Below are 18,369 nucleotides of genomic sequence, written 5' to 3'. Positions count from 1 at the left end.
GCCAATTCTGCGCTTTGTTCGACAACTTTGCCTGTATCAGTCTGATACCAACAAAATATAAGCGTCAGTCACTTGGGCTATATGCTCCTGCATCGCTGCTCTGGCACCAGCCGCGTCACGGCGGCTCAGGCATTGATAAATTTTTTCATGCGCCTGAATATTTGGGCCAGCCACCTGCCGACGGATTTTTTCGGCAAATAGCCGGCTGATTTCCGACGACTCACGCAAGGTCCATAACCACTCCACCATAGATTGCAAAGCGCTATTGCGGGTTGCGCTGGCAATCAGCTGATGAAACTTACCATCAAAAGCTTCGGCTTCAGAGGTTTTTTGTGCTGCAACTAAAGCCGTCATCTGGCTTAAATAAGCTTTGAGTTTTAACAGTTCCTCATTACTGATACGCTCTGCCGCCAATGCCGCTGCATCACCTTCCACCAACAATCGGGCTTCCATAATTTCCAGAGGGCCTGGAGCGTCATCGGCCAAAATGGAGCTTTTTAATGCGGCAGATTTCAGTACATAGACGCCTGATCCCGGTTTAATTTCCACCAGTCCCGACACTTCCAGCGCTATTAATGCTTCACGCACCGTCTGGCGGCTAACGTCGTATTGCTGCGCCAAATCGCGTTCTGCTGGTAGCCGATCGCCCGGATTTAATTCACCTTTGGCAATGTTTTGCGCCAACTTGTCGGCGATCAATAAATACAAGCGTGGGCTATTGGCCTGGCTGCGTTCTGTACTGAGCTTCAGTGGAGAGTCTGTTATTTGTGTCATCTTGGCTTCAAATTTATTTTGGTCTGGCCAAATATTTAATATTGCAAATTGGACAGGCCAAATGTTAGTGTTAATCAATAGGCCTGACCAATTTAATCTGTCGACCAGCACAATTCAAGAGCAACGGCTGATCTGGCATTTGAGTTTGATGAATTGAAGCTTGCTCTAAGGCAGTCTCACTAAGCTATTTTGAGGAATATTATGAAAATTATTGATGCAAAAGTTATTGTGACCTGCCCGGGCAGGAACTTTGTCACTATAAAAATCACCACAGATCAGGGCCTGTATGGCATAGGGGATGCAACCCTCAATGGCCGTGAACTGGCAGTTGCCAGTTATTTGCAGGATCACCTGATCCCTTGCCTGATTGGCCGTGATGCCAGTCGTATAGAAGATATCTGGCAGTTTTTTTATCGTGGCGCATACTGGCGTCGTGGCCCTGTCGGTATGACAGCTATTGCCGCCATAGACGTGGCGCTGTGGGATATTAAAGCCAAAGCCGCCAATATGCCGTTGTATCAGCTATTGGGTGGCCGTAGCCGTGACGGCGTGATGGTCTATGGTCATGCTAATGGCCGTGATATAGCAGAAACAGTAGCTGAAGTAGGCCGTTATATCGATATGGGTTACAAAGCGATCCGGGCTCAGAGCGGTGTGCCTGGCCTTGCAAGCACTTATGGTGTGTCCGGCGATAGAATGTATTACGAACCAGCAGATGGTAATCTGCCGACTGAAAACCTTTGGTCGACCAGCAAGTATTTAAACTCTGTGCCTAAACTGTTTGAAACTCTGCGTGATACCTATGGTTTTGATCACCACTTATTACACGACACCCACCATCGCTTAACTCCTATTGAAGCTGCGCAATTAGGTAAGTCGTTAGAACCCTATAAACTATTTTGGCTGGAAGATGCTGTGCCTGCTGAGTTACAGGAGGGGTTCCGTTTATTCCGTCAGCATACGACTACGCCTATTGCTGTGGGCGAAGTGTTTTCTTCTATCCATGATTGTCAGCAATTGATCAGCGAACAGCTGATTGACTATATTCGCACCACCATTGTCCACGGTGGCGGTATCACGCATTTACGCCGTATTGCTCATCTGGCTGAGTTGTATCATGTCCGCACAGGTTTCCATGGCGCGACAGATTTAAGCCCTGTGACTATGGGTGCTGCGCTGCACTTTGATACCTGGGTGCCCAACTTTGGTATTCAGGAATATATGCGCCATACGCCGGAAACCGACGAGGTATTCCCACACGACTATCACTTTGACAATGGCTACCTGAAAATTGGTGAAACACCGGGTCATGGTGTGGATATTGATGAAAAGCTGGCCGCTAAATACCCCTATCAACGTGCTTATCTGCCGGTGAATCGGTTAGAAGACGGCACCATGTTTAACTGGTGATTATTTAACGGGTAATAGTGGGGGGGGCGTATTTAAAAGCCTCTGAGATTTCAGAGGCTTTTGTATGAACGGTACTAAGTGTTGGTCTTAATGCAAATGTCGGTGTCCTGCTCGGGTTTTGCCGCCCCCTTGTCCTGCTTCTGTCGCAAAGTCGCGGATTTTCACCTGATCTTTGACAAAAGGTTCGACACCCAGTTTGCGGTATAAGTCAGCCGGAACCATAGCTTTGCCTTGGGTGATCACCAAGGCCAGTTTACGGATATCGGCTATGTTTTTAGTTGGATCGCCATCGACCAGCAATAAGTCGGCGTCAAAACCCACTTTAATCTGGCCTTTGTGTTGGTCCACTTTGCTGTATCGTGCACCGTTTAAGGTGGCGACCTGCAAAGCTTCAGCGGCTGTCAGGCCAGCTTTGACTAATAACTCCAGTTCACCTTGCAAGGTAAAGCCTGCCAGCTCGTCTGTACCTGCGACCACCGGAATGCCAGCTTTGTACATCATGCCAACAAATTCGACCATTTTGGCGTAGGATTTGGCATACAGCTCGGCAGAGGCTTGATCCGGAATATCCAGTTCTGCCCTGGCATAAGCACGCTGAATGTCAGGTGGTAAGTGTGTGACTATAGCGCGCCATGGTTCACCCACTGTGCCATCGGTTTTTTTCAGGAAATCAAAAGTCGCCAGTGTTGGGTCGACAGTCACATTGTGCTTTTTCAGCAGCCGGATAAAGTCCTGTACTGCTTTGCCCTGCAGATCTAAGTCGGCTACTTGTTTGGCTGGCAGGTAAAAACGGTCTAAGGTGCGGGTATCAGTGTCGGGTTTGACCAGGAAATTCAGCATCAGTTGATTAATATGCTGAATTTCATCAAAACCTGCCGCTATAGCATCTTCAGCTTTGAGAAAAGCCGGTACATGACCGCTAACCCGCAAGCCACGGCTATGGGCGTAAGTCACGGTATCTTTGAGAATTTCTTTTGGGAAAGAGTTATAAATTTTTAGCTGCGGATAACCATGAGCTGCATACCAGTCGATGGCATTTTTTGCTTCAGCGAGATCTTTAATGACAAAACCGTTGCGGGCAGAGTAGGCGCTTTCGCCTTCCAGAAAACCTGTCGGCACTATGGTAGGCGCCAACAGCTGATCCGTGTCAATTTCATCGATCATTTGTTGCAAGGTTGCATTGTCATTGCCCATATCACGCAAGGTGGTGACACCGGCCGCTAAATGCAGCGGACCTTCCCAACGCGAAAGGTGACCATGCATATCAAACAGGCCAGGCAATACAATACGGTTGGCTGCATCAATTTCATGAGCGACTGGGCTTTGCAGTGAACCTGTTGGCACTATGCTGGTGATTTTGCCGCGCAACAGATAGATGTCACTTGGACTACTTAGTTTCAGTGTTGTGCTGTCAAAAATTCTGGCATTACGAACGACAGTCAGACCACTGAGTTTTTTCGGCAACAGCGCCAGCTTTTCCAGTAAAAGCGTTTCAGCTTTTTGTTGGATATCAAGCATAGCTTTGGCATTATGCTGCCAGCCTTCTTCAATCAGCGTGACATAACCCGGTATCAAATAAGCGAACAACCGTGGGTTTTCACCTTGGGTGGCCCAGACAAAATTAGGCTCAAAACCTACGCCTGTTTGCACTAGTAACTGCACCTGCTGCTTTTCACCGCCGTTATCTACCATAAGTTCGCTGACAACTTCCTGAGTTAAAGTACCGCTTGGTAGCAAAGGCAAGGAATTTTTGCCACTTTTGGCTATGGCGGCTATCGCAATAGACGACAGATAAGGCGAGCCATCCACCGGCAGATACAAGGCGTTTTGCTGATACTTGGCTTTGCTTTGTTCTTTGCCTGTACTCCAACTGGCGTTATTACCTGTCACTTTAAACCTTTCGTTAATGACAGAACCAAAAGTGGTATTGCCTTTGGCCTGATAATCCTTGATAAAACCCTCTTTGTTTAAGCTGATTTTTTCATCCAGTTCAGGGCCACGGCCATTGTCTTTAAAGATGTAGCGGACACTGATTTCGCCGTCGTCATTCACATTAACAATCTGCTCGCCGGCTTTGACGCCATTGTCGACCAGAATAGTGTAAGAATACTGTTCATCCGCCCAAGCCGAGCCGGAGCAAGCTAACAAAGTCAGCAGACTTAATACTTTGATTTTCATATGAGTTCCATGGTTTTTGTTCTGACAATCACAGCTTAAAACAAATTGAACTCAGAGTGTAAAAATTACGGGCAGGGGAGCTTATTGCAGGAGTAATAAGCCACCGGATAGCCAGACTCTTTGTTGCGGGCTATCCGGTGGCTTTCAGATATTTACTGCTTTGCGTACGTTGCTGAAGCAGCGCCCGCTTTAGTGACTTTGTAGCCTACTTTGGCTTCCATTTTTTCACACATATCAGCGCTTTCACCTTGGTTAGTAAAGCCTTTATTGCCTACATCTTCGCATGTCCAACGTTTTACTTCCTGCCACTTCATTGCTTTCAGCTGTGGGGTAGTATCAATTTTTTGCTTCATTTTGCTGATGGCTTCATCACATTGCTTTTTGTACGACGCATCTTTGGTTCTGGCTTCGTAAAGCAAGCCTACTTTGTTTGGCGTATCAACAGCGATAAAACCGCACAGGCGTGAGCCAGACTGAGCATGAGCCTGGCCAGCTGTTAATAAAAGCACTGCTGTTGCAGCAATAGATAAAGTGAAATGTTTCTTTAAGTTCATCATGTAACTCCGGTTGTTGTTGGTTAGGATGAACACAGCTTTAAGTGAGCATCCAGTTAAAAAATTTAAGCATTTACAAGTCAAATAGTTCGGCTTTAAGGATTAGCCACCTCTTGTAATATGTTGTTCATCCGTGGCAATGCAGACCAGTCATCCAGTTGAATGTCATTGGTTCTGGCGTTAAAAGCGCGAGCTTTGCGTGACATAGGTTGAATATGCGCGACAAGTTCCGGCCATTTTTCGCTCAGTTCTTTGTGGGCAAACTGACGTAATTCTTTGATGCTTTCTGCGGGTTCTTCAGCGTGCAGTTGTTCGGTTTCAGCAGCTTGCAGTGTTCTGTCGTAACTCGGCACACGTCTGGGGGTGATCAGAATTAACACGGATTTTTTATAGGACTGTTGAGTACTTTTTGAAAACAGGTTTTTAATACCCGGAATATCTTTAATTAATGGCACACCTGAGCTGCCTGAAATCACTTCACTTTCCACCAGACCGGATAGAATCAGGGTTTCATTCACTTTGACACTAGTGGCGGCAGACACAGTATTGCGTGAGGTTTGCACGGATTGCGAGAAGGTTGATGAGCCGGTGATAGGTTCAAAAAAGGTGCGGGCGGCTTTTACGTTCAACAGCATATGTTCATCGTCAATAAAAGTAGGGGTTACAGACAAGCTGACACCGACATTGATTTGATTAAATGAACTTGAACCACCATCGCTGCCTGCCAGCCCCACCGCGATATTTGATCCTGAGAAAAACTGAGCAGACTGTCGGTCCAGCACCAATAAGCTGGGGCGAGCGACCACTTCAGTGGTTTGCTCTGTGACATTGGCAATATTCAGCGAATAGGCAATGGCGCCGCCAGCCGAAGTACCCAAACCTATATCTCTGGTTAAAGTGGTGTTGGTGACGCTGGGTTCACCTGAGGAGGTGGTGGTTATTTTATTGGTTGTGTTCTGAATGCTGACGGCAAGGTTATCCAGCAAATTTAAACCTGTGCTGGAGGTATTCAACTGGTTGTTGCGCAAAATGACGACATCAATAACGGCCATCTGTGGCAGTGGCCGTCCGACACAAGGTGAGGGCAGACTGGGCAATACTTTGGTTTCATCCACGGCCACACCTTGGGTTGATGAATCATCAGAGCTGTAGTTTTCATCACTTTCTTCTGCAACCGGTGTTTGGCGTTGTACGCAGTCTGACCAGGCATACATCAATGGACCTGATGTAGCAGTGGCATCTTTAGCGCTCCCGGCAATAGCATGCAAAGGCAAGGCAGGACTGGTGCTATTCTTCATCTCTGCAGCATCATTGAATTGATACGAGTGTTGCCACTGGTTAAGGCGTTGACTGAGCTTTTGTTTGTCTTGTGTTGAAAAACTCTGCTGTGTGCTCTGGTAGAGATCCAAGGCTTCGGCCGTCAATCCAGCCGAACCGTAAATAATGGGCGAGATCCGGCTTGTGGTTGCATCCATAGGTGCAATGTTTCGCAGCTTCTGCACCGCCCACAACGCCAGCTCTGTTTCACCTAAATAATAAGAAGCACTGGCCAGCAACTGCAAAGTTTCCAAATCCGCAGCGTCCAGTTTCAAAGCATAGGCCGCAGCCAACTGAGCTTGTTTGTATTGTTTATTTTCAAGATAAAGATGCGCCAATTGCAGCACAGCGTTTTGAGAATCGTGTTGTTGCTCAAGTGCAATCAGAAAACCAGTTTCAGCCAGTTCAAACAAATCACGCTCACCGTGGCGGGCTCTGATTTGATAAGCCAAAGCGTTGGCTGTGTGTAAAGCGGCGTTATGCATATCCAGAGAGATGGCTGTATTAAAGGCCTGATTTGCTTTTGTCGCATCACCCTCGGTTAAAGCAGCGATACCTTGTGTCAGATTTTCTTGTACAGGGCCAATAGGCTTGTGTAAGTAACGTTCACTGGCAACACCAAGCGACTTGTGAGGGCCTGTCTGAAAAGAGCCTGTACTGGTGTTGGCTGTGCAGGAGACTAAGCTACAAACCGCCAGCGAAACTGCGAAGGGATAAAGCTGTTTTGCCGGAAATGGCACCCCTTTAAACATTGGTACAGCTCCTGTTGCCTGATCAAAACGCTGCAACTTTGCCAGCGCAGGTCTTTTAACCCTGTGAAGTGCGCTCATCATAGGCGCATCAAGGTACGAGGGTCTGTCACTAGAACTAGTGACAAACAGAAGACTAAACAAAGGTTTAGTTAGGCTATACTCGACCAGCTATTTGCGTGTAACTAAAGATGCGCCGGTACATAGCCCGGTACATAGCAAGAATGGTTATCAAAGTATGTTGTTTCTCCTTTGCTGCTATAAAGTGAAGAACAATGTTCGGCTAAACCTTTTTTTGGGGTAGTTTTCGAATATGTCGCAGCAAATTAATCCGTCCGTTGTGCGAATTGCATTAGTGGACGACGACACTGGATTTCAAACTGCGGTTGCAGAGGCTTTGAAGCTGGCTTCAGACATGATGTTGGTATCGGTCAGCGGTAATCTTACTGCCGGGCTAAAACTACTCAAATCGCCACCTGTCGATATTTTAATTGTAGATTTAGGTTTACCTGATGGCTCTGGTATCACATTAGTGCAACAGGCTTATCAACTCTGGCCAACTTGCAACATTATGGTCAGTACGACCTTTGCGGATGAATCCAATGTGATGAAATCACTGGAGGCTGGTGCTACCGGCTATTTGTTAAAAGACAGCAGTCAGCAGAATTTAATCAATGAACTACGCAGTTTGCATTCTGGCGGTAGCCCAATTAGTCCGCTGATTGCCCGTAAGATCCTCATGAGGTTTCGACCAGAACAGATATTGGTTAAAAATTTGCCGTCGGCAGGGGAAAGCTGTGTTACGCTTTCGGCCCGTGAACAAGAAGTGCTGGAACTCATTACCAAAGGCTTTACCTCGAATGAAATTGCGGCATTGCTGTCAGTTTCGCATCATACAGTGCTTACTTTTGTCAGGCGTATTTATGCCAAACTCAAAGTGAACTCCAAAACTGAGGCTATCTATGAAGCTCGGATCCAGGGTTTGCTGGACAAATAGCCCTTTCTTTTGCAATCCATCAATGGACAAAGACGCCGAATGTATCTGAATATCAAAAATGCATAATCCTTTTCGTTTTGCTGAAAACCCGATACTGCAGGAACAACTGACATTGGTGATGAGGCATTTTCGCAGCACGATAGTGATTATTCCTATTTGTTTACTGATCTGGTGGAATCTGTCCAACGAAGTGAACACGCCTTATCTGCATTGGTGGGCTGTGGCCACTATATCGTCAAACCTGCTATTGCAGCTTTATAGCTGGTACTATCTGAAACAGCCTTCACTGGGTGCAAACACCCGCCGAATTGCCCTGTTCTATACCTTGTTGCATCTGGTTGACGGCATGATGTGGGGGATGGTCACCTGGTTGGTAATTGGCAATGTCAGTGATGTTGAAGGCGTTTTACTGATGGCCGTTTTTGCCGGTATGTTGGGCGGAAGCCTGGCAACATTATCGCCTGTGCCTCTGTTTTATCTCGCGTTTTCTCTGCCTCAGGTAATTGGCATGACCTCTAAACTCTGGAGTATGGAGGACATCAGTTACCGTTCGTTGTGCATGGCTGTGTTGTTGTTCTTTGTGGCCTTACTTGGCCAGCTGTTTAATAGTACAAAAACAACCTTGTCTACTATTACTATGAAATTTGAACTGGCCAGCAGCAATGCGAAATTACGCGCTATTGAAAAATCTCAAACTTTAGAGCAGGAACGGCAACGACTGATGCAGGAAATGCATGATGGTTTAGGTTCGTCCCTAGTCAGTGCGTTGCGGGTCGTTGAAAATGGCAAAATGCAGTCGGGCGAATTAGCCGGAGTGCTGAAAGATTGCATCGACGATTTGAAATTAGCCATTGATTCGATAGAGCCTGTGGATGATGATTTGCTATTACTGCTGGCCACCTTGAGATTTCGTTTAGGGGGGCGGCTTGAAAGCACAGGTGTACGACTGCATTGGAAAGTAGCGCAAATACCTCCACTGGATTGGCTTGACCCCAGAACTTCGTTGCATGTATTACGTATTTTGCAGGAAGCTTTCACCAATATCATTAAACACACCAAAGCCACAGAAGTAACGCTAAGCACTCGTCTTGACGGGGATTATGTGGTTGTCATAGTGACTGACAATGGGAGTGGATTTGAACTGACTGACGCTATACAAAATGGTGGCAGGGGGCTTGCCAGTCAATTGCACCGGGCTAAAGCCATTGGAGCAGAAGTGAGCTGGTTGTCAAACAGCAACCAGACATCTGTGATACTAAAATTACCCGTAAAACAAAAATCTCAGGTGTTTTAGTATTGTGTTTTTCTGCTTCAGGTGCTGCCTGATACTACTAACCGTTCCGATCCGTTTTATTGAAGAAAGTTTCTTTATTTACCGCTGTTTATCTGTTGTATGCCAGCTATGCTATAAACTCATTCGCGTTTTTTCTGTTTTGTAGTGTCAGCTCTGCTTGTACACTGTTGCTAATTTTTAGTTTTTATCGTATTTTTCATTTTGAGGCGATAAGCTATGATGCAGATCAACAGTGTTACCAAAAGCTGTGTGCATAATAAAGTGAGCCAGGGTTAAAATAAACGTTAAGTAAATCTGATATTTAGTCGATTAGCTAAGTCAGTACTACTCTGTGTTGGTGCTATAAAGCCTGTCTGGGCGACAAAATTTTAGTAAGAAGAGGTGTACCTTATGACCAGTTTGATGAATTCAGTTGACCAACGCACCAATATTGTCGGTCAAAATCGCCTCGAACTTTTAATGTTTCGTCTGCATGGGCCTCAGCCTTATGGCATTAACGTATTTAAAGTGCGTGAAGTGATACGTTGTCCTGAACTCAGCGAACTGCCTGGTGCTAACCCCAATGTGCGTGGTATAGCGCATTTACGGGGGGTTCCAGTCACTGTCATCGACTTAAGTCAGGCCACTGGCGGTAAACCAATTTCCGACTTATCCAATGCCTTTATTCTGGTGACTGAATACAACCGTAATACCCAGGGCTTTTTAGTGGGTGGCGTCGACCGTATCGTCAACGTCAACTGGGAACAGATTTTACCGCCGCCTCATGGCGCTGGGCGCACGCATTATTTAACTGCAGTCACTGAAGTTGATAAAAAGCTGGTGCAAATTATTGATGTAGAAAAAGTATTTTCCGAAATTTCTCCTGTTGATGAAACGGTCAGCGAATCGGTCAAAGAAAAAGCCAAAAATGCAGACTTTAAAGATTTAACTGTCTTAGTGGCAGATGACTCAGCTGTAGCCCGCAATCAGGTGAAACGAGCTTTATCGACCATAGGCATCAACGTTGAGACTGTAAATGACGGCCGTCTGGCACTGAACTGGTTGGAGGCCAAAGCCCAGGAGTTGGGTGGGGATATCTCTGGCAAAGTACCACTGATTATTTCTGATATCGAAATGCCGGAAATGGATGGCTACACCTTAACGGCTGAAGTGAAAGCCAATGAACATTTACGTCATGTCCATATCATTCTGCACTCCTCCTTAAGTGGTGTCTTTAACGAAGCCATGGTGAAAAAAGTCGGCGCTGATCAGTTTATTGCCAAGTTTCACCCTGATGAACTGGTGTCGGCAGTGCAACAGTGGATGAACAGCTAGTCACTAAATTTGTTTTTTGCTTTACCATTCTTAAATGGCTGCCTATTATAACAGTCATTAACAACTTAATGACTGTTATGCCATGCACAACTCCATCGAGCTACTTTTAAAACAATGGGGCACTTTAATTCAGAGTTGCAGAGCTGAGCGCGAAAGCCAAAGTCAGTTTGCTAAACGTCTGGGGGTGGGGCGTTCTACCGTTTCTGCGCTGGAAAATGGCAGTGCTCAGGTGGCTGTGGGTACTTATCTGCAGGCCATGCTGGTGCTGGGATTAGCGGGGTCTTTTGCCGACTGGCTGAGCCAGCAAGAGCAGGAACAACAACGACAGCGTTTTCGTCATTCGGCTCAAAGGCTGAATAATGATTTCTGATCCATTAAAACCCGCTTGTTATGTATTTGTTGAAGGTCTGCAAGCAGAAGCTGTGATCTGTGCTGTGTTCCAGTTGGATCTGGCTTCAGGGACAGGCTACTTCCGTTACGGTAAATCCTGGTTAGAACGAGCCGACGCTTTCCCACTGGACCCATTGCATTTGCCTTTGTCTGAGCAGGAATTTATCTGTCGTCTGCCAAAAGCTGTGTTTGGCGTCTTGTCGGACGCTGCTCCTGATAGCTGGGGCCGTAAACTGATGTTGTCACTGCACAGCACTAAACCTGCGCACGAAGTCGATTTTTTGCTGGCAGGCAGTGGTGAAGGCGTAGGTGCCTTAGCCTTTAGTTTGTCGCGGCATCAAGCCAAAAAGAAAATAGCTAAAAACCTGTTTGCTGATTTACAGAGCCTGACCCAAAGTAAAAATGATCTGCTGGCCCACAACAGCTTAAGTGCCGAAGCAAAAAAAGCGCTGGAGTACGGCATTAGCATGGGCGGCGCTCGTCCTAAATCTTCGGTGCAGGATGGCGATGTTTTGTATCTGGTTAAATTTAACAAAGCCGATGATTTGGTGAATATGGCCAGAGTTGAACACGCCACTTTAACCCTAGCCGAGCAGCTTGGCATTCGGGTGGCCCATAGCAAAGTGGTGCAAACCGGCTTTGAAGATGTGCTGTTGGTCGAACGTTTTGATCGCAGTGCCAGCCAAATCCATGCCCATTTTATCAGCGCTGAATCTTTATTCTCCGAACAAAAGGTGACAGAGCTGAGCTTAAAAACCAGTTATGGCTATCCGGCTTTGGCTGAACTACTGCGCCAATACAGTGTTGAGCCTTCAGACAGCGAAGAATTATACCGGCGTATGCTGTTTAATCTGCTGATAGGCAACACAGACGATCATGGCCGCAACCATGCTTTGCTACTGGATTTAACCAGCAAACACTGGCGCTTGTCGCCAGCCTACGACATGGTGCCTGTGAACAATTCGCGCCAGCAGGCAATGGGGGTGGGAGACTTTGGCCGCGTCGGTTCAGTAGAGAATGCGTTAAGCCAATGCAGTCGTTTTGGCTTAAAACTAAACAAAGCCAGACAGATAGCGGCAGAGGCGGAAGAGCTTGTGCTGAGCTGGCCACAGCATTTTATCAAGGCTGGTGTTTCAGCTTCAGACATTGAAGTGCTAAAAGCTCTGATCCCACACTGATTGAGCTGCTGCAGTAGTGCAATTTTCTGTTAGAATCGCCGTACTTTAGCGCTTGGGTTGATCTGCAAAAACCTGCGTTTATGTTTTTAACTCAATGGACTTTGAATGATTAATTATTTTCGCATTTTGGGCGTGAAAGCCAGCGCCAATGAAGACGAGATTAAAAAAGCCTACAAGCGGTTATCCAACAAATATCATCCGGATAAACTGCTGAATTTAAGCGATGATGAAAAAGAGCAGGCTGGCGCACAATTACAACGGGTAAAAGAAGCCTATGATGTATTGTCTGACGCCAAAAAACGCGCGGCTTTTATTAAAGATTTTAATAATGTGATAGTGCCGGACCCGACCGCAGCGATGAAAGAGCTGTGGGATAGTTATTACCCGTCCGTAAAAGGTTAAAACTCATGAGCAAAACATTCGACAAAAACCGTTTAGAAGCGTTAAAAACAGACGCTTACGAAAATATTGAATCTTACAACGATCCGGATACGCCAAAAGCGCTGGAAAAATTTACCAGCCAAATCAAAAGCATTTTGCAGGCTGATCCAAAGATGTTGCATTCAGTGCCTGAATATTTGCCTGTGGCTTTATTTGGCCGGGTTAAATTCACCCCTGAAGCCAATCTGAAATGGTCTGCCTGGCTTGCCAAAAACATCATGCCGGTATGGGATGAGTTTAAAACTTCGGTCGCTTTTAATAATGCTGATTTACCGCTGGTCAAAACCATTCGTGAATTCAACGAAGATTTACTGATTGAAAGCTGTGCTGTGCTTTTTATGCTGAATAATCATATAGCTGCAGCGCCAGGCCCACGTAACACAGATGATGACGAAGACGACGATTCGGACGAGTCTTCTTTCCGTAACGATGCTGATGATGATTACGAAGGCACTGAGGACGAAGAAGAAGGCTACGATAACCAATACGATGAAATCACCTTTAACCGGGAAGGCCGCTGATGAATAGTCTGATTGAAATTGCCGTTGCGGAAATTAAAGAACTTGCCATTGTTGAGCCAAAACAGGCCAGCAAAAAATTTGAGCTGATGGCCAACACCATGTCAGATGCTCAACTGGTTGAAGTGATTGAAAATATTGATATTGTGACTCTGACCCAAATTAATAGTCAGCACGATATTTCGTTTCCTTCCATTATTTCTGAGCTGATGACACCGGAAAAAATCCGCGACATCGTCTGCCAGCAGCCGTTGTACTGGGAAGAGAAAATCAAAAACAATGCGGAAGATTTAAAGCAGCATACCTTTGATTTTTTAACTTACCTTATTCGTACTCAGGACAGCGAAACCAAGCAGGCTGAAATTCTGGAAGCCATAGCTGAAGATCCGGCTGGTTTGTTTTACTTGTCTATCCCTTTTATCGAGCTGTACCGTGGCGAAGTGATTGAAGATGAAGACGAGGTGCATGATTTATTGCACGAGGAAGAAGAAGATTTAGAAGAAGCCATCAGCTACACCGAACGTCATCTGAACGAAGAAGTGCATGGCTTGGGCTACGACGACCCACGCAGTTTATTGGCGCTTATTCGCCAGTTAACACCGCAGGTAGAGCAGGCGATTAAAAATCTGGTGCGTAACGAAAACTCCGGCTGGGAACATATTATTAATAAGTTTGCTGCTGAGCTTGTGATGCAAGCCAAAGAGAAAAACCAGTCCACAGACGAATACGCCGAAGTGGACGATATGTTTAGTTTCCTCGATTAAGGCTATGTGTTTAGTAAGGGATCAGTTATGCAGTTAGTGGTGCGGGATGCCAATCAGGGACCTTTTTTAACCAAGGTACTGAATTACGCCAAGGCAGAGCAAAAACTGTCAGAGGCGCAGCTGGAGCAGGTCAAAAGCAAAGCTGTGCTGATGAGCCTGAAGTTTGCTGACAAGTTTTACAACAAATACAAAATGCATCTGTTAGAACAAGCTGCCCACGATATTATTGGCGTGGCAAGTTTGGGCCTGGCAGAACTGTCTGATCATGATTTGGATAAAGCTCTGGCTTTGCTGGTCAGCCCTGAAGGTATAGTTAAACCTTTCCAAAAAGGCTGGAGCATGTTGTCGCAGGTAAGCCAACTTACGCCTAACCGCAAATCATTGTACGGTGAAGTGGAAGATCAGTTGCTGCAGGATATTGCCAGTCCACCCGACATCGAAGAGTGGCAAGGTGTGGCTGTGTATCAGCAGGCACTGCGTGAATCACGTCGCCGTCAGGCCATCAGTGTGGTGAAACAAACTTATTTCTACCATACCCAGTTGGACCCGTTCGAGCACTTCAACCTTGAAGATATGCTGGCTGAAGTAGTGCTGTATCGTCTTTGCACCAAAGGCGGCAAGGTGAAGCAGGATTTAAAACAGCGGTTACGCGATATCGATTTAGCCGATGAATGGTTTGACATAACCTTTATCAAAGCTCATACCGAACAAGTGCTTAGCTTATTGCCTGCTGGGTTTTCTGAAGCTGTATCAGTAGAGCTGGGTGAAAACTTCCATGCCGCTTTAGTTCGCACTTTGCAGTTTGCCAAAGGCTACAAAAAGCTGTTGGCAGAAAATGCATCGCCAGAACGGCGTGATGCCTACGAGCATAAACAAGGCATGCTAAATCCTCTTTTAGGCTGGCCTCAATACATCGAAATGTAATCCCCGTCGTACTTGAGGCCGCAGCTTTGTTGGCTGCGTGCTTTCGCCCCAGTAGTTGGCGGCATAGGATTGTTAGCATGGCCTGCGAGTTCTCGCTTCAATCCAATTGCACATAGGACAACTATGCTCCTGGGGTCTCAATCTCTTGCAGCCTCGCTGCAACATCAATTACTTAGGGGATATGGTGTCTTAAAAGCATTTTAAGTTTTTGGGCACAGCTGCTGTACTGCTTTCCACCAAATCACATGACGTTTTAACTCTGCTTTTAATTCGGTATTAGATGCTTCAAAACGCTGCTGAATACTTGGCGCCAAAGCTGTACCCTGATACAGCTGCTGCAATAGCGGATACAATTGCTGATATGCGCCGTCTATCTGCGCTAAATAAAGCTGCACTTTGGCAATAAAATACTGCAGTAAAATGGTATTCAAAATATCTGCTTTGTCTGAGCTTTTACCGGCAGGGCATTGGGCTTTTAGATCAAGCTGTTCTAACTGCTGATTTAAACTTTGCAGCCAGTTTTGGCTGAAGCGTAAGCTTTGTTGCAACTGGCTTAGCGTATTGGTTTTGTATAACGCTTCCAAAGCCTGCTCAGGATTGATGCTATTTGCCTGCTGCCAGTTCTGCTGAACAATACTTTTTTGTAGCGCAATCAAGGAATGTAAGGCTTGCATAGTTTCAGCCACACCTGCGACCGAGCCCGGCTCTGACAAATTACGGTAGGGATGCAGTTGTTGACGCAAAGTCTCATCTTGCTGCAAAAAATTTTGCCAATGTTTATCGATTTGTGTGGTTTTGTCAGAAGCAATGGCGGCCAGCTTTTGTTGTAAATCGGGTGCTATATCCGGATTGTTTAAACAAGGCTGAACTTGCTTTAAAAATGCCAGTTCGTACTTCAGGCGCTGACTTGGAGTCATGACCTTACCCAGGCTGCTATTACGTTCTCCCAGCAATAAATCCAGGCCACAAGCCCGGGTCGCCACCAACTCGACCAGAGTAATGCTGGTTTCTGTGATATCAGCTCTGGTCGTTGTGATGGAGGGAAGTGGTTGTAAATCCAGCGGCGCTGGGTCTTGGATCTCCAGCGCCAAAGTGCGACTAAGCCGACTGGTATAGTCATCCATCAGAGATAGGGCCGCGTCGCTGCAGCCGCTTAACACAAAAATAACAGCAACCAGGCTTACTACTTTAGTGAAAGGCCGCTGTCTGTTGTTGCTGTAAAATTTTGCCATCTTCTAATCGCCTGATTTGGTTTTTCAGAATAAGCGCCAACATCACAGCAGCGCAGGATAAACCGACAATAATGCCAATCCAGAAGCCATGAGCGCCCATCTTGGGCAAAATCCAGTCGGTTAAACCTAATACAGTACCTAAACCAAAACCGATCGGCCAATAGGCAATAAAGGTGATAAAAAAGATAGGTTTGGTGTGTTTTAAACCACGTAAGGCACAGGCTGACACCACCTGAATTGCATCAGAAATCTGGTAAAAACAGGCCAACACTAAAATTGAAGTCGCAACTGCAAGTACGGCAGGATCGGTAGAGTAGAGCGATGCCACTAAAAAACGACCAAAATAAGTCACCAGCGCTATGCCGACCGCCATCATCATCGCCAGTTGCACTGCGGTGGATACGGCTTTTTTCAACTCCTGCACATCATTACTGCCGACCAGATGACCGACCCGTATCGTCGTTGCCATACCCATACTCATAGGCAACATAAAGACCAAAGCGCTGTAATTATTGGCAATTTGATGACCGGCCACCACTATAGGGCCTAAATGCACAATCATCAGTGGGATTGAAGAGAATAGAGTCACTTCAAAAAACAGCGAAAAGGCGATGGGTGTGCCTATAGCGATGATCTGCCATAAGTCTTTCCGATTTGGCCTTATACTGTCCGGCTTTTTCATATAAAGCGCTGTACTGCGACTTCTGAAGGCGTAAATAGTGATGGCAATAAACATCGCCAGAAAGACTAAAGAAGTCGCCACACCGCAGCCAGCGCCGCCTAAAGCCGGCATACCCAGCTTGCCGTAAATAAACACATAGTTAGCCGGAATATTTACCAGAATACCGACAAAGGCTATCCACATGGTGGCTTTGGTATTGCCTATGCCTTCAAACAGGTTACGAAAGATCATATAACCAGCGGCCGGATAAACGCCGTAGCTGACATAGACCAGATAATCGACTGCTTTCTCGCGCAGATTATCTTCCATCGACAAGTACTGCAGTGGCAGGTGGATATACTGCATGGCGATGACAATCACTGTCGCCAGTACCATCGCCAGATAAAAGCCTTGCAGCGCGTTATGTGGAATGGCTTTATGGTTTTTCGCACCATAAAGCTGAGAAATAATAGGAGTCAGTGCCAACAATAACCCCTGCAAGGTCAAAATAATTGGCAACCAAATGGCAGAAGCCACAGCAATAGCGGCCATATCCAGTGCACTAACACGACCTGCCATAATAGTATCAATCACAAACATCATGGTTTGGGTCAGCTGCGCCAGCATAATAGGGCCGGATAATTTCAGAATGGTTTTTGCTTCAAAGCGGGAAAAAGGTAACATAACAACTCTTGTCAGACAGGCGAAAAACGCCGTAAAGATAGCACAGCAGAGGCTTTATGTTTACCGGAATAGTACAGGCAAAAGTTAAAGTCAGTGAAATCAGCGACCAAGAGCAGTTTCGTCGCTTAACTCTTGAAGTACCTGCGCAATTACTGCAAAACCTGGAGCGGGGCGCCAGTATCTCAGTCAATGGCACTTGTTTAACGGCTACCGAATTTCATCAGCAACCGCCATTAGGCCAGGTTAGCTTTGATGTAATTGATGAAACCTTAGCCAAAACCAACTTAGGTGCTTTAACGAGTGGCGCTTTGGTGAACTTTGAACGCTCTTTAACTTTTGGCCGTGAAATTGGTGGGCATCTGGTGTCAGGTCATGTGCATGGCACGGCTTTAATTTTAGCTGTCACACAAACTGGTGCGAACTGGCGGGTGGATATTGAGCTCAAGCCAGAGTTTAAAAACTACGTATTGAGTAAGGGCTTTATCAGTATTGATGGCATCAGCCTGACGGTCGGTGAAGTCACCGCCACAAGTTTTAGCCTGCATTTAATACCTGAAACCCTGGACGTGACCACTTTAGGCCAACGCAAAGCAGGTGACAGGGTCAATATTGAACTGGATCAGCAAACCGTCACTATAGTAGATACAGTTGAGCGGATCCTCGCCGCAAAGTCCTTGTAGGGGATGGGTTTATCCTATCCGGCTGATGATGAGGTAAATCTTAGTAATACTGCTCATCTTCAGCGTCAATAAACACCTGCACTTTGTTATGCAGTTCATCTTTATGGGTTTGCACATGAATAGGGTTGCAGCAGTTGCTGCAATCTTCAATGTCGTCCTGATCGTCGCCACTGATATCCAGGGTGATATGAGTGGGATGGCCGCAGAAAGGGCAAAGAATAGTTTTATGTAATAAATCCATAGATCCTCCTTTTGCTGGCTCCTGTTGCAGCAGGGGCAAGCGACTGACTATCTGCAGATCCTTCTGAAT

The 18,369-nt window shown here is 46.2% G+C and carries 18 protein-coding genes; 11 read left to right on the top strand and 7 right to left on the bottom strand.

Annotated elements, in window-relative coordinates:
• Positions 1 to 36: 36 nt before the first annotated feature.
• A complete protein-coding gene (locus LSG37_RS08605) occupies positions 37 to 774 on the bottom strand; it encodes a FadR/GntR family transcriptional regulator (protein WP_233079481.1) in 738 nt (245 codons plus the stop codon).
• A gap of 201 nt (positions 775 to 975) precedes the next feature.
• On the opposite strand from LSG37_RS08605, the gene manD reads away from it, so the two are divergent.
• The gene (gene manD, locus LSG37_RS08600; RefSeq protein ID WP_233079480.1) at positions 976 to 2,184 is read left to right on the top strand and encodes a D-mannonate dehydratase ManD; all 1,209 of its coding nucleotides are present in this window, start codon (positions 976 to 978) and stop codon (positions 2,182 to 2,184) included.
• A gap of 87 nt (positions 2,185 to 2,271) precedes the next feature.
• On the opposite strand, the gene LSG37_RS08595 is transcribed toward manD, so the two are convergent.
• The 3 genes from LSG37_RS08595 to LSG37_RS08585 all read right to left on the bottom strand — a co-directional run bounded on the left by LSG37_RS08595 (position 2,272) and on the right by LSG37_RS08585 (position 7,066).
• Entirely contained in the window at positions 2,272 to 4,362 is a 2,091-nt protein-coding gene (locus LSG37_RS08595; RefSeq protein WP_233079479.1) for an amidohydrolase family protein, read from the bottom strand.
• A gap of 152 nt (positions 4,363 to 4,514) precedes the next feature.
• Positions 4,515 to 4,919 (bottom strand): hypothetical protein, encoded by a 405-nt coding sequence (locus LSG37_RS08590; protein ID WP_233079478.1) that lies wholly within the window; start codon positions 4,917 to 4,919, stop codon positions 4,515 to 4,517.
• Positions 4,920 to 5,011: 92 nt separating this feature from the next.
• On the bottom strand, positions 5,012 to 7,066 hold the full coding sequence (locus LSG37_RS08585) for a type II and III secretion system protein (RefSeq protein WP_233079477.1): 2,055 nt from the start codon (positions 7,064 to 7,066) through the stop codon (positions 5,012 to 5,014).
• Between the two features lie 229 nt (positions 7,067 to 7,295).
• On the opposite strand from LSG37_RS08585, the gene LSG37_RS08580 reads away from it, so the two are divergent.
• From LSG37_RS08580 to atcC, 9 genes are all read left to right on the top strand, one after another.
• Positions 7,296 to 7,979 carry a response regulator gene (locus tag LSG37_RS08580; protein ID WP_233079476.1) on the top strand — a complete coding sequence of 228 codons (684 nt, stop codon included), beginning with the start codon at positions 7,296 to 7,298 and terminating at the stop codon, positions 7,977 to 7,979.
• 58 nt (positions 7,980 to 8,037) lie between these two features.
• A complete protein-coding gene (locus LSG37_RS08575; RefSeq protein WP_233079475.1) occupies positions 8,038 to 9,273 on the top strand; it encodes a sensor histidine kinase in 1,236 nt (411 codons plus the stop codon).
• A gap of 390 nt (positions 9,274 to 9,663) precedes the next feature.
• On the top strand, positions 9,664 to 10,587 hold the full coding sequence (locus LSG37_RS08570; protein WP_233079474.1) for a chemotaxis protein CheV: 924 nt from the start codon (positions 9,664 to 9,666) through the stop codon (positions 10,585 to 10,587).
• A gap of 82 nt (positions 10,588 to 10,669) precedes the next feature.
• Positions 10,670 to 10,957 carry a helix-turn-helix domain-containing protein gene (locus tag LSG37_RS08565; protein ID WP_233079473.1) on the top strand — a complete coding sequence of 96 codons (288 nt, stop codon included), beginning with the start codon at positions 10,670 to 10,672 and terminating at the stop codon, positions 10,955 to 10,957.
• Positions 10,947 to 12,155, top strand: coding sequence for a type II toxin-antitoxin system HipA family toxin (locus tag LSG37_RS08560; protein WP_233079472.1), 1,209 nt, complete (start codon positions 10,947 to 10,949; stop codon positions 12,153 to 12,155). The genes LSG37_RS08565 and LSG37_RS08560 overlap by 11 nt, the downstream gene beginning before the upstream one ends.
• Positions 12,156 to 12,260: 105 nt before the next feature.
• Positions 12,261 to 12,557 carry a cold adaptation protein ActJcold adaptation protein ActJ gene (atcJ, locus tag LSG37_RS08555; protein ID WP_233079471.1) on the top strand — a complete coding sequence of 99 codons (297 nt, stop codon included), beginning with the start codon at positions 12,261 to 12,263 and terminating at the stop codon, positions 12,555 to 12,557.
• A 5-nt stretch (positions 12,558 to 12,562) separates the two neighbouring features.
• On the top strand, positions 12,563 to 13,117 hold the full coding sequence (gene atcA, locus LSG37_RS08550; RefSeq protein WP_233079470.1) for a cold adaptation protein AtcA: 555 nt from the start codon (positions 12,563 to 12,565) through the stop codon (positions 13,115 to 13,117).
• Positions 13,117 to 13,878 (top strand): cold adaptation protein AtcB, encoded by a 762-nt coding sequence (atcB, locus tag LSG37_RS08545; RefSeq protein WP_233007060.1) that lies wholly within the window; start codon positions 13,117 to 13,119, stop codon positions 13,876 to 13,878. The genes atcA and atcB overlap by 1 nt, the downstream gene beginning before the upstream one ends.
• A gap of 27 nt (positions 13,879 to 13,905) precedes the next feature.
• Entirely contained in the window at positions 13,906 to 14,802 is an 897-nt protein-coding gene (gene atcC, locus LSG37_RS08540; RefSeq protein ID WP_233079469.1) for a cold adaptation protein AtcC, read from the top strand.
• 200 nt (positions 14,803 to 15,002) lie between these two features.
• Here atcC and LSG37_RS08535 read toward each other — a convergent pair whose 3' ends face one another.
• Both LSG37_RS08535 and LSG37_RS08530 read right to left on the bottom strand, forming a co-directional pair.
• Positions 15,003 to 16,034 carry a DUF3080 family protein gene (locus LSG37_RS08535; RefSeq protein WP_233079468.1) on the bottom strand — a complete coding sequence of 344 codons (1,032 nt, stop codon included), beginning with the start codon at positions 16,032 to 16,034 and terminating at the stop codon, positions 15,003 to 15,005.
• The gene (locus LSG37_RS08530) at positions 15,991 to 17,379 is read right to left on the bottom strand and encodes an MATE family efflux transporter (RefSeq protein ID WP_233079467.1); all 1,389 of its coding nucleotides are present in this window, start codon (positions 17,377 to 17,379) and stop codon (positions 15,991 to 15,993) included. The genes LSG37_RS08535 and LSG37_RS08530 overlap by 44 nt, the downstream gene beginning before the upstream one ends.
• A gap of 56 nt (positions 17,380 to 17,435) precedes the next feature.
• Between LSG37_RS08530 and LSG37_RS08525 the strand changes: the two genes are divergently transcribed.
• A complete protein-coding gene (locus LSG37_RS08525; RefSeq protein ID WP_233079466.1) occupies positions 17,436 to 18,059 on the top strand; it encodes a riboflavin synthase subunit alpha in 624 nt (207 codons plus the stop codon).
• A gap of 40 nt (positions 18,060 to 18,099) precedes the next feature.
• Here LSG37_RS08525 and LSG37_RS08520 read toward each other — a convergent pair whose 3' ends face one another.
• A complete protein-coding gene (locus tag LSG37_RS08520) occupies positions 18,100 to 18,300 on the bottom strand; it encodes a CPXCG motif-containing cysteine-rich protein (RefSeq protein WP_046520190.1) in 201 nt (66 codons plus the stop codon).
• Positions 18,301 to 18,369 lie beyond the last annotated feature (69 nt).

Source organism: Rheinheimera soli, assembly GCF_021290985.1.
In the GTDB taxonomy this organism is placed as follows: domain Bacteria; phylum Pseudomonadota; class Gammaproteobacteria; order Enterobacterales; family Alteromonadaceae; genus Pararheinheimera; species Pararheinheimera soli.
The sequence above is the reverse complement of the archived record's forward strand: the minus strand, read 5'-3'. Positions and strand labels throughout refer to the sequence as shown.

Excerpts from the sequence above, each read along its gene's own strand:
- LSG37_RS08605 (WP_233079481.1), bottom strand. The coding sequence starts at position 774 with ATGACACAAATAACAGACTCTCCACTGAAGCTCAGTACAGAACGCAGC.
- manD (WP_233079480.1), top strand. The coding sequence starts at position 976 with ATGAAAATTATTGATGCAAAAGTTATTGTGACCTGCCCGGGCAGGAAC.
- LSG37_RS08595 (WP_233079479.1), bottom strand. The coding sequence starts at position 4,362 with ATGAAAATCAAAGTATTAAGTCTGCTGACTTTGTTAGCTTGCTCCGGC.
- LSG37_RS08590 (WP_233079478.1), bottom strand. The coding sequence starts at position 4,919 with ATGATGAACTTAAAGAAACATTTCACTTTATCTATTGCTGCAACAGCA.
- LSG37_RS08585 (WP_233079477.1), bottom strand. The coding sequence starts at position 7,066 with ATGATGAGCGCACTTCACAGGGTTAAAAGACCTGCGCTGGCAAAGTTG.
- LSG37_RS08580 (WP_233079476.1), top strand. The coding sequence starts at position 7,296 with ATGTCGCAGCAAATTAATCCGTCCGTTGTGCGAATTGCATTAGTGGAC.
- LSG37_RS08575 (WP_233079475.1), top strand. The coding sequence starts at position 8,038 with ATGCATAATCCTTTTCGTTTTGCTGAAAACCCGATACTGCAGGAACAA.
- LSG37_RS08570 (WP_233079474.1), top strand. The coding sequence starts at position 9,664 with ATGACCAGTTTGATGAATTCAGTTGACCAACGCACCAATATTGTCGGT.
- LSG37_RS08565 (WP_233079473.1), top strand. The coding sequence starts at position 10,670 with ATGCACAACTCCATCGAGCTACTTTTAAAACAATGGGGCACTTTAATT.
- LSG37_RS08560 (WP_233079472.1), top strand. The coding sequence starts at position 10,947 with ATGATTTCTGATCCATTAAAACCCGCTTGTTATGTATTTGTTGAAGGT.
- atcJ (WP_233079471.1), top strand. The coding sequence starts at position 12,261 with ATGATTAATTATTTTCGCATTTTGGGCGTGAAAGCCAGCGCCAATGAA.
- atcA (WP_233079470.1), top strand. The coding sequence starts at position 12,563 with ATGAGCAAAACATTCGACAAAAACCGTTTAGAAGCGTTAAAAACAGAC.
- atcB (WP_233007060.1), top strand. The coding sequence starts at position 13,117 with ATGAATAGTCTGATTGAAATTGCCGTTGCGGAAATTAAAGAACTTGCC.
- atcC (WP_233079469.1), top strand. The coding sequence starts at position 13,906 with ATGCAGTTAGTGGTGCGGGATGCCAATCAGGGACCTTTTTTAACCAAG.
- LSG37_RS08535 (WP_233079468.1), bottom strand. The coding sequence starts at position 16,034 with ATGGCAAAATTTTACAGCAACAACAGACAGCGGCCTTTCACTAAAGTA.
- LSG37_RS08530 (WP_233079467.1), bottom strand. The coding sequence starts at position 17,379 with ATGTTACCTTTTTCCCGCTTTGAAGCAAAAACCATTCTGAAATTATCC.
- LSG37_RS08525 (WP_233079466.1), top strand. The coding sequence starts at position 17,436 with ATGTTTACCGGAATAGTACAGGCAAAAGTTAAAGTCAGTGAAATCAGC.
- LSG37_RS08520 (WP_046520190.1), bottom strand. The coding sequence starts at position 18,300 with ATGGATTTATTACATAAAACTATTCTTTGCCCTTTCTGCGGCCATCCC.